Annotated in this window: 8 protein-coding genes; 3 read left to right on the top strand and 5 right to left on the bottom strand. The window is 44.5% G+C overall.

Annotated features, from left to right (window positions below; all coding sequences use genetic code 11):
- Window positions 1–32 precede the first annotated feature (32 nt).
- Entirely contained in the window at window positions 33–1,157 is a 1,125-nt protein-coding gene (locus BTO09_RS00465) for an aminopeptidase C (RefSeq protein WP_087522780.1), read from the bottom strand.
- A gap of 62 nt (window positions 1,158–1,219) precedes the next feature.
- Here BTO09_RS00465 and BTO09_RS00460 point away from each other — a divergent pair, with 62 nt between their 5' ends.
- From BTO09_RS00460 to BTO09_RS00450, 3 genes are all read left to right on the top strand, one after another.
- The gene (locus tag BTO09_RS00460; RefSeq protein WP_087522779.1) at window positions 1,220–2,059 is read left to right on the top strand and encodes a 1,4-dihydroxy-2-naphthoyl-CoA synthase; all 840 of its coding nucleotides are present in this window, start codon (window positions 1,220–1,222) and stop codon (window positions 2,057–2,059) included.
- Between the two features lie 252 nt (window positions 2,060–2,311).
- Window positions 2,312–3,280, top strand: coding sequence for a 3-oxoacyl-ACP synthase III family protein (locus BTO09_RS00455; protein WP_087522778.1), 969 nt, complete (start codon window positions 2,312–2,314; stop codon window positions 3,278–3,280).
- Between the two features lie 11 nt (window positions 3,281–3,291).
- On the top strand, window positions 3,292–4,116 hold the full coding sequence (locus tag BTO09_RS00450; RefSeq protein ID WP_087525450.1) for an SDR family oxidoreductase: 825 nt from the start codon (window positions 3,292–3,294) through the stop codon (window positions 4,114–4,116).
- On the opposite strand, the gene asnB is transcribed toward BTO09_RS00450, so the two are convergent.
- From asnB to BTO09_RS00430, 4 genes are all read right to left on the bottom strand, one after another.
- Window positions 4,113–5,777: an asparagine synthase B gene (asnB, locus tag BTO09_RS00445; protein WP_087522777.1), complete on the bottom strand. Its 1,665-nt coding sequence runs from the start codon at window positions 5,775–5,777 to the stop codon at window positions 4,113–4,115. The genes BTO09_RS00450 and asnB overlap by 4 nt on opposite strands.
- 232 nt (window positions 5,778–6,009) lie before the next feature.
- Window positions 6,010–8,421, bottom strand: a complete 2,412-nt coding sequence (locus tag BTO09_RS00440) for a thiamine pyrophosphate-dependent enzyme (RefSeq protein WP_087522776.1) — start codon at window positions 8,419–8,421, stop codon at window positions 6,010–6,012.
- Between the two features lie 173 nt (window positions 8,422–8,594).
- Window positions 8,595–11,414: a metalloprotease gene (locus tag BTO09_RS00435; protein WP_087522775.1), complete on the bottom strand. Its 2,820-nt coding sequence runs from the start codon at window positions 11,412–11,414 to the stop codon at window positions 8,595–8,597.
- The gene (locus tag BTO09_RS00430) at window positions 11,414–12,649 is read right to left on the bottom strand and encodes a hypothetical protein (protein ID WP_087522774.1); all 1,236 of its coding nucleotides are present in this window, start codon (window positions 12,647–12,649) and stop codon (window positions 11,414–11,416) included. The genes BTO09_RS00435 and BTO09_RS00430 overlap by 1 nt, the downstream gene beginning before the upstream one ends.
- Window positions 12,650–12,663: the final 14 nt, after the last annotated feature.

Genomic DNA, 12,663 nt, shown 5'->3' with positions numbered 1-12,663 from the left:
ACGGTAAAAATTAACGCTGAACTACATAAGTGTTAGAACATCAGCTTTTTAGCGATACTTTTGGGCAGGGCATCACGGTGAATCATCAGGCTGATGGATTTTAGTCGCATATAGGATTCCGAAAAGTAAACATAACCTCCAAAGGCGGTTCGGTCTTCTGCGGTTCCCCAACTGTTCTTCACCTTGTAATAGCGATTCCCCTGTTGATCTTTGACCAGCCCTGTAATATGCATCAGGTGATCGTCTGTGGTACTGTAGCTTTCAAATCGCGCTTGTCGCAGGTCTTGATCTATCTCAAGTTCCGGGTAAATAGCGGTCCAGGCCTTAGGAGTAAGGCTACTGTCCTCAGGTACAATAGCAACCCCATTCTTTGAAGAAAAACCGCGTTCACTCACATCGCAATCTAATGAAATGGTGTAGCCCTTTGCTAGTGCTTGGTCTATTACTTCCATGAATTCATCCAAGGGTAGATTGTAAAAACTCCCGTTAGAGAAATTATCTGGGATGTTTAGTATGCTTTGTTTGTAGTAAGGAAGATGTGCAAAAGATGTAATGCTTACATAATCGTTCGGATCTAGACCTGTCATCGCTAAAAATGACTGCGGATCGTAGTGTTTTCCTTCGTACTTGAACTGCTGAGGGACCTCACCGAGATATACATCCAAGACCTTGCTAACAGCCAACTGCCAATTTGGGCTTAGTTCGCGCCCTGGGTTTTCAATATAGGTATCTAACATGGCCTTTATCACCGCGACCATTTCGGCATGATTGTGTTTGTCTGCTCCAGCTTCAAGACCTGTATAGACTTGATTCGGAACTAAGCCATGATCTTTTATGGAATTGATCACGTCGTGCGCTAAGCCGCCTTCACTGAATTGCGCTTTGCCTTGTCGCATCACGTAATTCCAAGCTTTTTTAGGATAGGTATTTCGCACATTGTACATCTCTGACAGATCGATGTTCTTGCCACTTATTCTCATGATCTCAGATTCTAGAAAGGAAGAGGTAGAGAAACTCCAACAAGTTCCTGTGATGCCTTGGCTAATAACCGGAGTTGTCTCCAGGTCAATTACGGTAGTGAATTGATAAGGTTCTTGCGCATGTCCATTGAATAGGAAACTAAAGGCAAAAACAATAGCGAAAAATATACGGTTCATAGCAGTGGATGATTTAGAAAAGCTCCCATAAAAAGCCTTATTTTTACACGAAAATAGTGAATATGTCTAAAGCAAATTGGATCACAGCCAAAACCTATACCGATATCACCTATAAAAAGTGCGATGGCGTAGCGCGTATTGCCTTTAACCGCCCTGAAGTTCGAAATGCGTTTCGCCCAAAAACGACAAGCGAGTTATTGGATGCCTTTCACGATGCGCAAGAAGATACATCCATTGGAGTGGTATTGCTCAGTGCAGAAGGTCCGTCTCCTAAAGATGGTGTTTATAGTTTTTGTAGTGGAGGAGATCAGAAAGCCCGAGGACATCAAGGTTATGTTGGAGAAGATGGCTATCATCGCTTGAACATCTTAGAGGTTCAACGCCTTATTCGTTTTATGCCTAAGGCGGTAATTGCCGTTGTTCCGGGTTGGGCAGTTGGAGGTGGTCACAGCCTACATGTGGTATGTGATATGACCTTGGCCAGTAAAGAACACGCTATTTTTAAACAGACCGATGCAGACGTGACCAGCTTTGACGGCGGTTACGGATCGGCGTATTTAGCTAAGATGGTCGGGCAGAAGAAAGCGCGAGAGATCTTTTTCTTGGGTCGAAATTATTCTGCGGACGAGGCCTTTCAAATGGGAATGGTCAATGCTGTTGTTCCTCATGATGAATTAGAGGACACCGCCTTTGAGTGGGCACAAGAGATCTTGGCCAAATCGCCAACCTCAATTAAGATGCTCAAATTTGCGATGAACCTTACAGACGACGGTATGGTTGGGCAACAAGTATTTGCTGGCGAAGCCACGCGTTTGGCCTATATGACAGAAGAGGCTAAAGAAGGTCGTGATGCTTTCTTAGAAAAACGCAAGCCTAACTTTGATAAAAAATGGTTACCGTAAGCTTGTTTTGAGCTTTTCTTTAAAGAATTAACAGTGAAATTGCGAATTCTTTACCTACTAAAACGATTTCGTTGCGAATATTACATTGAAAGATTTTCAATTTATTGGCTTAATTCTTCTTTTTCATAACATATTTTTTAAAAACTCACAGTCTTATTGCAAGATTGATAATCCTTTGCATTTTCTTGGCAATTGCCCTTGCCGCATGTTCTAAAATGCCCACTTTTAGAGCTTATAATTTTTTCAGATTTTATGCGAGCTTATATCAAGGGTACTGGATCATACACACCGGCCAAGGTGGTCCCCAACAGTTTTTTTGAAGCAGTAGGTTCTTCGGACGAATGGATCTACAAACGTTTAGGAATTAAAGAACGTCGTGTTGTAAGCGATGAAACCACGAGCGATCTGGCAACAGAGGCAGCCAAGCGGGCATTAGCAGATGCTGGTTTGGTTCCGATGGATCTGGATCTAATAGTAGTAGCAACAGCAACTCCAGACAGGCCCGCGCCTTCTTGTGCGTGCTTTGTACAGGAAAAATTAGGGGCTTTTGGTGCCGTGGCCTTTGATATCTCCGCAGTATGCTCCGGAGCACTTTTTGCCATGGCAACTGGTGCGCAATACATTAATTCGGGGATGTTCAAGCGTGTTATGATCATAGGAGCAGATACCTTTTCCAATATCACCGATTGGAACCGCCGCGATTCCGTTTTCTTTGGCGACGGTGCCGGAGCAATAATTCTAGAGGCAACCGAGGAGGACAAAGGCTTTGTAGACTTTTTGTTGCATACGGATGGGCGAGGCAAGGACGGATTTACTGTATATGCAGGTGGGTCAGAACAACCTGCCTCCGAGGAAACACTTTCCAGTGGCGGACATTATTTTACCATGGATGGCAAGGCAGTCTTTGAAACTGCCACTGCTGTTGTACCACAGAGTATAGAGACCTTGCTCAGTCGCAATGAGGTAAAGGTGAATGAACTGCGCTATATGCTGCCACATCAGCCTAGTATTGGCATACTCAAGACAATCGCGCAAAAAATAGGCTTGCCTTTTGAAAAGGTAAAGACCAATATGGATAAATACGCCAACACCTCTGGCGGGACCATACCTATAGTGTTAGACGAAACGCTCAAAAGTGACCCACCCGCAAATGGAGATTATTTACTCTTTGCAGCTGTTGGTGCTGGCTGGACCTGGGGAACAGCTTTATATAAATGGTAAACCGAATGAATATGTTAGCAGGAAAGACTTTTTTAATTACTGGAATTGCAGACGAGCAGTCCTTGGCCATGTATACCGCCAAAGAGATCATTAAGAACGGAGGCAAGGTTATATGTACAGCCCTTGGTGTAAGTAAGCATCACGGTGACCTCTCTGAGCGAGCTCAGGCTTATTTGAACAAGAACTTCTCAGATTTTCAAGATTCCGTACACAGTGCTTTGGGGCCAGATGTAATGACAGCTGTGCTCGATGTAACGCTAGAGGAGAACGTGGCCGATTTTGCTGCTGAGCTTAAGGCCAAAGGCATTGCCTTAGACGGTCTGTTACATGCAATTGCCATGGATAAGACCATCAGAAATAAACAGGTGAAACCACTTTTAGAGGTGACACGTGATGAATTTTGCGACACTATAGACGTTTCTGCCTACTCGCTTATTCGCTTGACACATTACCTTTTGCATGCTGATGTTTTACAGCGTGGCGCTTCTATTTGTTCTATCAGTTATATCGCAGCGGAGAAGGTGACCTTCCATCCCTATAGAAATATGAGCATCGCTAAGGCTGCACTAGAAAGGATCACTGTTGAATTGGCAGATGAGTTAGGTCGTAGCCACGCCATGCGTGTCAATGCCGTGCGTTTCTCTCCCTATATGGGCAGTAAGGCAGGTACGGCAACTCTCATGCCAGAAGATGTTTCCACTTCAGATAGAATGAGCCCCCTGGGGAATGCTACCCCAGAGGACTTGGCTAAAGAGATCGTGCATTTGTTCCGCCCAGATGTCCGCATCACCGGAGAGATCAGACATGTAGATGGCGGCTATCACGTTACTGGCTAGTAGGCCTGTTCGTGCACATTGGCTACAGCACGGCCACTCGGGTCGTTCTGGTTTTTAAAACTTTCATCCCACTCAAGAGCAACGGGTGAACTGCAGGCCACAGAAGGTACAGATGGAACGCTCCATGCTGCCGTTTCACTAGGGAAGTGTTCTTCAAAAATACTGCGGTAATAGAACTCTTCTTTAGAGGTTGGGGGTTGTACCGGGAATCTAAAGTGAGCATTGGCTAACTGCTCATCGCTCACCAGTTCTTCTACTTGCGCCTTTAGGGTATCGATCCAGTTGTAACCCACGCCATCGCTGAACTGTTCTTTCTGCCTCCAAGCGACTTCTTGCGGTAGCATGTCTTCAAATGCTTTGCGCAGGATCCACTTTTCAATGCGCCCTTCTTTGATCATTTTGTCTTCTGGGTTTAAGCGCATGGCCACATCCATAAACTCTTTGTCTAAGAAAGGAACCCGCCCTTCAATTCCCCAAGCAGCTAAAGATTTGTTTGCGCGCAGGCAATCATATTGGTGTAGGGTACTTAATTTTCTCACTGTCTCTTTGTGGAATTCTTCTGCGCTAGGTGCTTTGTGGAAATACAAATAACCCCCAAAGATCTCGTCACTACCTTCTCCAGAGAGCACCATTTTTATCCCCATAGCTTTGATCGCTCGCGCCATCAAATACATAGGCGTTGATGCACGCACTGTGGTGATATCATAAGTTTCTAGATGGTAGATCACATCGCGAATAGCATCTAAACCTTCTTGTATAGTGAATTTTATTTCGTGATGCACGGTATCCAGATGATCCGCCACTTTCTGCGCGGCAGCCAGATCCGGAGATCCTTCTAAGCCAATGGCAAAAGAATGCAATTGTGGCCACCAGGCAGCCTCTTGGTCACCGGACTCTATGCGCTTGTCCGCATAGCGTTTCGCTAGGGCAGAAGTTATAGAAGAATCCAGTCCTCCCGAAAGTAACACTCCGTATGGCACATCAGACATCAATTGGCGGTGAACTGCGGCGTCTAAAGCTTCGCGCAACTCTGTTATGCTACTTGGGTTGTCTTTCACTGCCTGGTAGTCCATCCAATCTCTGGTGTACCACTTTTTGAGTTCTCCGTCCTTGCTGTATAGATAATGTCCGGGAGGGAACAATTCGATCTTGGTACAAACCCCTTCTAAGGCTTTGAGTTCCGAAGCGACATAGAATGTTCCGTCCTTGTCCCAGCCCATATAAAGCGGAATAATACCCATATGGTCTCTAGCAATCAGGTAAGCGTCCTGCTCCACATCATACAATGCAAAACCAAACATTCCGTTCAGATCGTCAATGAAATCGGCTCCTTTTTCCTTATACAAGGCCAAGATCACTTCACAGTCCGATTTGGTCTGAAAATTATAGCTGTCTTGGAATTGTGTGCGCCAATATTGATGATTATAGATCTCTCCGTTTGCAGCTAATACTAATTTCTTGTCTTCGCTAAATAGCGGTTGTTTTCCAGAGGTTGGGTCAACAATCGCCAGACGTTCGTGGGCCAAGATAGCCTTGGGATGATCGTAGATACCGCTCCAGTCTGGGCCGCGATGCCTGAGGCATTTGGCCATGGTTAATAGTTGAGGCCGCAGTTGTTCTGCTGGCTGCTTAAGGTCGAAGGCGCATACAATTCCACACATGATTTCTAATGTTTAGTTTAATTCATAAAAAAAGCCCGTCAAGTACAAAAACCTGACGGGCAATATCTTAGCGACAAGTTTCTGCTAGGGCATCCTGTTATTGTTATTATTGTTGAAATTGAAAGTTGCCATATGGTCTAACTTAACTTGTCTGTGATTTACTGATGTAAATGTTTGAATAATTTTTTTAAAATCAAAATCTGAGGTCCAAATTTCCTCACAGGAAAAACCCTTAAAGTTTTGGAAACTCCTCTGGATTCGCTTCATGCATGATGCTGTAAACTTTTTCAAAAATATCTTCTGCGGATGGTTTTGAGAAGTAATCACCGTCAGATCCATAAGCGGGTCTGTGGGCTTGAGCGGCCAAAGTTTGTGGCTTACTGTCCAGGTATTGCCAAACATCTTGCTTTTCTAAGATCTCTTGCAATAAATAAGCGGAAGTTCCCCCTGGCATGTCTTCATCTACCACTAGTAAACGATTGGTTTTAGCTACACTTTTGGCCACGTCTTGGTTCAGATCGAACGGCAAGAGTGATTGCGCGTCTATCACCTCAGCATCAATACCAACTTGTAAGAGTGATTTTGCTGCCTGCTCTACCAAGCGCAGCGTTGATCCGTAAGAGACCAAGGTAATGTCACTACCTTCTTTTACCGTTTCCACAACTCCGATGGGAGTTCTGAATTCGCCTAAATTGCTTGGCATCTTCTCCTTTAAACGATAGCCGTTCAGGCACTCTACAATAAGGCCTGGTTCGTCACTTTCTAAGAGGGTATTGTAAAAACCAGCTGCTTTGGTCATGTTACGTGGCACCAAAATGTACATGCCTCGTAAGAGGTGGATCAAGGCAGCCATTTGAGATCCACTGTGCCAGATCCCTTCCAAGCGGTGTCCGCGTGTTCTAACAATAAGCGGTGCTTTCTGAGTTCCGTGTGTACGGTATCGCACTGTAGCGAGATCGTCACTCATGATCTGGATACAATACAAGATATAATCCAGATATTGGATCTCCGCGATAGGGCGCAGGCCACGCATGGCCATCCCAATTCCTTGTCCCAGAATAGTAGCCTCGCGAATTCCTGCATCGGCTACTCGCAAAGCGCCGAATTTCTCCTGCAAGCCTTCAAGACCCTGATTCACATCGCCAATTTGACCACTGTCTTCTCCAAAGATCAAAGTCTCCGGCTTGGTCTTGAAAATGTGCTCAAAGTTGTCTCTTAGCACTACACGTCCATCTACTTCTTCTGGAGCGTTGTTATAAACAGGAAGCACCTCTGCAATGGCAGTAGCCTTGCCTTCGTGTTCGCTGTACAAATGCGCGCTGTATTTAGGCTGGATTCGCGCTTTATAATCGCTGATCCATTGCTGTAGTTTTGTTTTTGCTTCGGATGTTTCTCCGACCAAATATGGCAATACTGAGCGTGTGGCCTTTAAAATGTCGCTTCTAAAGGGTTCTGTGTTTGCTGCTAATTGCTCGCGGATAGGCTTTATAAAACTACCATTAGCACTAACTGCTTCAACAGCAGCTAATAAGTCAAGCGCCTCTTTTTGCTCTTGTAATTGACCTTGCAAATAAGCATTCCAAGCGGCTTTCTTACCGTCTCGAACCTCTTTTTTAATAGATTTCTCTAAGGTATCCAGATCTTCTTCTGTGGCAATGTTATTAGCCAACATCCACTCACGCATCTTAAGGTTACAATCGTGCTCTTGTTCCCATTGGAGTCGCTCTGGCGACTTATATCGTTCGTGTGAGCCACTGGTGGAGTGTCCTTGAGGCTGCGTTAATTCCTGTACGTGGATAAGCACAGGTACATGCTCTTCTCTGGCGAGCTTTGCGGCTTGTTGGTAGGTATTTATCAGTTCGGCATAATCCCAACCTTTTACGGTCATGATCTCATAACCATCTTCTTCGCTATTGCGTTGGAACCCGCTCAATACAGCCGATATGTTTTCTTTGGTGGTCTGGTCTTTAGCGTGTACTGAAATTCCGTATTCATCATCCCAAACACTCACAACCATGGGTACTTGTAGAACTCCCGCAGCATTGATGGTCTCCCAAAAGTGCCCTTCGCTAGTAGAAGCGTTGCCAATAGTACCCCAAGCCACTTCATCACCACCTTTAGAGAATTGGGTGTGTCCGGAAAGCTCTGGTACATTTCTAAAGATCTTTGAAGCTTGCGCTAACCCTAACAGTCTCGGCATTTGACTTGCCGTTGGTGAAACGTCGGAGCTACTGTTCTTTTGATCTGTTAAACGTTTCCACTGCCCATTGGCGTCTACACTATGGGTGGCAAAGTGGCCGCCCATTTGTCTACCGGCAGACATAGGGTCGTGTTCAAGGTCGGTATGCGCATACAGACCTGCAAAGAATTGTTGGATACTCAAAGCGCCAATTGCCATCATAAAGGTTTGGTCACGGTAGTATCCACTGCGCCAATCGCCGTTCTTAAAGGCCTTGGCCCAAGCGAGCTGCGGCACTTCTTTTCCGTCTCCAAATATGCCGAATTTGGCCTTCCCGGTAAGAACTTCTCTACGTCCTAACAAACTGCATTCGCGACTGGTTACGGCTATGCGATAGTCATTAAGTACCTGAGCCTTAAAATCTTCAAAGCTGATCTCGGTTTCTGATTGCGGATGTGTTTGCATAAAGGGAATCGGTTTTCGCAGCAACAAAATTAGCGAAAATAGCTCGATTTGGCAATAGCCGAACGCAGTCAAATATTAACAAATTCACATCAAAAAACTAATATCATTACGAATAATTAAAAATTATCCAGATATGAGCTAATCTGTTAAATATTTGTCAATGAAATTTAGACTTAGTACCACTCTCGGGTAAACAGCCTAAAGAGGGTTTGTGGACTAAGTGTTACTATGAAACGAATCCGTTGGTCGTAATTGCCTAAACTCGGTTCCCAACCTAGACTGGAGTAGAGGGGTAAGAAGACCTCGAAGTAATCGGCCACCAAACTAAGGCGTATCCCGGAATCAAACACAGCTTGGGTCCCACGATCGCGATTGTGAATAACTCCTGCATCACCATAGGCAAAGATCCATTTCCAAATGTTGGTACTCGCATTTACTGTGGCTATCCAGCTGTCAGAAAAGGCGGGTTGTAGTTGCGACTTAAAACCTCCCTCTGCAATAATGATCTGCTGTGAAAAGATACCGGCATCGTCGCTACGTCCGTAGTAATCGTAGTCAAAGAGATAATCCGTTGGCCTATCTAAGGCGAAACTAAAGAAGTCATCATCTCTTGGGGTATCGTTAAAAAGGAAAACCCCGGCAAAGAATCGCAGATTTAATTGTCGGTTGCTCAAAAACAGTTTACGGTACTCTAAAGTGGTCGAGATCTTGCTGAATTGATCAGAAAGTTCATAACTGAAAGTTCCTTTGTAAAAATCGATCAGGTTATTGTCGGAGTAGGTGTATTGCAGATTAAAAACACTGTAGTTCGGAGTTTCTAGAGGAATATTCGGATCCTCATCTCTGTCGATATTGATGTTTCTCAGGCTGATGGTCTGGCGCATATTGCTGCGCAAATTGTCAGAATCTCTAAAGGAAAAGGTGATAAATGGCGTGTAGCGTCTAAAGTTCAGGCCTTCGTTGTATGAGCTTGTGGCTCCAGACAGTCCGTAGCGCATCGCAAAGAGCGAGCTGTTCTGAATATAGTCTGTGTACACCACAGAGGCACTACCCACTATTTGTTTGGACTTAAGTCCGTAGCGTGGCTGAATACGGTAGTTCCAATTCTTTGGCAGTACAGTTTTGTTGTAGAGTTTTGGCCCTATAGAAAGTCCGTCGTAGACATTGAAATCAAAAACAGGCATAACAAAACTCTGGTTGTATTTAGGGTCCTCTACGTCTAAGAAAAGTCTAAACTCCAGCGGTTTGTTAAAGAGCCCTTTCAGGTTCTTGTAGTTGTTTCTGTTGTTGATCTCTGGTACAACACGGTTGTAGTTTACTGCTAACTTCCTTATGCCTTCTCGTGGGATGGTCACTCGCGTGATGCTATCAGCAGGTGCTATCCAGGTCTGATAAACTATAGAATCTCTATCTAAACCAAAAAGTGGTACAGGTACTTTAACGCCCGTCTTATTCTTAACCGTTACCTGAAGCGAATCGCCCAAACGACGTACCCTTTTGATCTTAAAATCTATAGGCACATTGGTCTGCACGTACTCGTCAAAGAACCAGGAAACCGGAAGGGCTGCGCGCCGCTCCAAAATATCGGCAAAGGCCTTAGAAGTGGTTGTTTTAAGCAGATTTTGCTGATAAAAGCTGCGGATGGATTCCGCCAAGGCATCGGAGTCCAAATAGTCCTCCAAAAATTTAAAGCCCACGCCCGCCTTATAACTGCTGGCAATGTTCTTATTGAATTTAACCAAGGAATCTTTAGAAGTCGTCAGGGCTTGATCCAAATTATTGCGCACCATATTCATATACAGCAACTCGTACTGATCGTTGAACTCCAGATCGCTAGCATGAGACCATTTGATCACCCATAGGTTGCTTAAACTACCAATGATCTTCATGTCCGGATAATACAGGTCGGTGTATTTCATCATCAAATACACCTGAATTCCACCATAGAGCCAATGATCCTTGCGCGGATCTAACATCAAAGTATTCTTGAGGTATTTGGCTGTGATGGTTTTGAGTTGTTCCATATCGTACTGGAATCCATCTGGAAAAGGACTGATAAAATCAGGAAGTTGATTCAATCCATACACCGGACTCAATTTGTAATCCTCTCTGGAGATGATCATTTTTTCCAGAGGATATGGTCCTAATTCTTTTTTCAAGAACTGAATGATGCGATCAATATTCAGGGCCTTTAGTGGAGGGCTGATCTTGTTGTCGTCCAGGTTGGTCAGCACTTCGAATTCATCGGTGATCACCGACTCAAAATCAAAATCTCGAGTCACGTATAAAGGCACTTCTGTACGATTGTCACCTGTCAATACTGTTGTAGTAAGATCTGTAGTATTTCTTTCGGTAACCAAAACTAAGTTGCTAATTACCTTGTAGTTAGAAGGGGCTGTAAAGTTCACCTTTACATGAAAAGGAGTGGTGTAGAAGTCATTCAGGTTCTTATTGCTGTAGGCTTTCCACTGCCCGTCGTATACGGCTGGCGCCATATACCAGTAGCGCAGCTTTAAATTGTTCCTACTGTCATAACCAAAGCGGGTAAAACGGTCATCGGGCAAGATGATGCGATAATTCAATCTTAAGGTCTGACTCGCTCCGGGAGCTAAGCTTTGCGGTAATTCAACGCGTACCAGATCTACCTCCGGACGGCTGTATGACAAGCTGTTGTCGGCCTCATCGGTAAGGGTTTGTAATTGGGTTCGCCCTCTGTTCTTATCTTTTTCAAAATAGAATCTATTGTTAAAGTTCTCTGCAAAACGAACGCCCAACTCAGAAGTTTTATCAGAAAAACTATTGGCCCAATCCAAGAGTATAATTTCGTCAAGGGTATCGGTACTGGAATTGTAATAAACGATCTCTTGAGTTACATCTATATAATGCCCAACGGGATCCGCCTCAGCGGTGATCAACAACTGATTTGTTTGCCCCAATCCGGAGCTACTCAGTCCAAAACAGAGTCCTAGTAGTATGAGCTTGAATTTGCCCATTAACGCTTAATGAATTTTAAAGCAGGCCCCAGGTCTGGAATTATGTAATAGACACCACTAGGGTAAGCAGCTGTATTGATTTCCAACTCGGCGGCGCTATCAAAGTTTCTTGAATCGATTTGTTGTCCTAGGGTATTAAATACGCGAAAGGCTTGAACTTCGGAATCAGTTACTAAGGCTATTGTTAGGCTAGCTGTGGCTATGTTGCCAAACGGGAAATACAGGCCTTGTGCAGCTGTAAAGTCAGTAACACTCAGTAAAGGCTCGTCGGATTCCAAAGTAATACTCACCGGAAGGTGGTCGCTTATGTTCCATAGTGCATCGCGAAGCTCCATGCTGTACGGACCATCGCAGAGGCTGTTGTTAACGCTACGGTTGTAGCAGTTGCCGTTATTGCCTATGGTGAAATAACTGCCTTCTACGTAGCGAAGTGGGCTGTCTTCCAGTAAATTCTCAGAAACTAGAATGTGGTCAAACCTGTCGTCCATGCCACCTCCGGCACCAACGCCCCCAAATGGAGCAGAACTACTGCGGGTACTCTGTGTAAAAAGATCTTCGTAATCGGTATTGTTGCTCCAGTTTCCGCTGCGGTTTAACGGATCTTTAAAGACAATTGGGTTAGAAACTGCGGTCAATTCCAAATAGGCCAATTCTGCACCGGTATAGAGGTTTAGATCTCCTGTAAACACAACATATGAATTGGGGTCAAGATCGTCTAAAGTATCTGTAAAGGCCTGAATCATCTCAAAGCGTTTGATCTCGTTGGATGAACCTGTGCTCGCCTTTAAATGCGAGGCATAGACCAAAAGTTTTATAGGATCTGTGTCTTGGTTGGCTGTTTTAAGTTCGAGTTCATAGCCGTTGATGTCACGAATCGTAGTCGGGATCACCGTAAAGTCTATAAGATCAAATTTATCCGCTCTGTAATATACCAACTGCTGTAAGTTTGAAGTGCTAGAAGTGTTGAATACAAATTCTGCCGCTTCGTATAGGTTTTCGTCTACATTTAAAACATTGTCTAACAACTGATCCGCCCCGCTTGGTGATTGCAACTCACAGACCAATAAGATATCCGGTGGATAAGCATCAAAAACGGTCTGTAGGTGCATATCTCTATCTGCTGGAGGTGCTGAGGGGTATTCCAAGAGGTTGTAGAACATGACGGTAAAGTCGTTCTGTCCAAACGCAAATACGCTCAGTAACAATAGCAATAGGGTGCTCAGTTGTTTTAACATAGGGGTAGGGGTCG

It is taken from the genome of Gilvibacter sp. SZ-19, from assembly GCF_002163875.1.
Classification (GTDB): domain Bacteria; phylum Bacteroidota; class Bacteroidia; order Flavobacteriales; family Flavobacteriaceae; genus Gilvibacter.
Note: the sequence above shows the minus strand (reverse complement) of the source record. Positions and strands in the feature narration are given on the sequence as shown.

Excerpts from the sequence above, each read along its gene's own strand:
- asnB (WP_087522777.1), bottom strand. The coding sequence starts at position 5,777 with ATGTGTGGAATTGTATGCGCCTTCGACCTTAAGCAGCCAGCAGAACAA.
- BTO09_RS00460 (WP_087522779.1), top strand. The coding sequence starts at position 1,220 with ATGTCTAAAGCAAATTGGATCACAGCCAAAACCTATACCGATATCACC.
- BTO09_RS00440 (WP_087522776.1), bottom strand. The coding sequence starts at position 8,421 with ATGCAAACACATCCGCAATCAGAAACCGAGATCAGCTTTGAAGATTTT.
- BTO09_RS00435 (WP_087522775.1), bottom strand. The coding sequence starts at position 11,414 with ATGGGCAAATTCAAGCTCATACTACTAGGACTCTGTTTTGGACTGAGT.
- BTO09_RS00455 (WP_087522778.1), top strand. The coding sequence starts at position 2,312 with ATGCGAGCTTATATCAAGGGTACTGGATCATACACACCGGCCAAGGTG.
- BTO09_RS00430 (WP_087522774.1), bottom strand. The coding sequence starts at position 12,649 with ATGTTAAAACAACTGAGCACCCTATTGCTATTGTTACTGAGCGTATTT.
- BTO09_RS00465 (WP_087522780.1), bottom strand. The coding sequence starts at position 1,157 with ATGAACCGTATATTTTTCGCTATTGTTTTTGCCTTTAGTTTCCTATTC.
- BTO09_RS00450 (WP_087525450.1), top strand. The coding sequence starts at position 3,292 with ATGTTAGCAGGAAAGACTTTTTTAATTACTGGAATTGCAGACGAGCAG.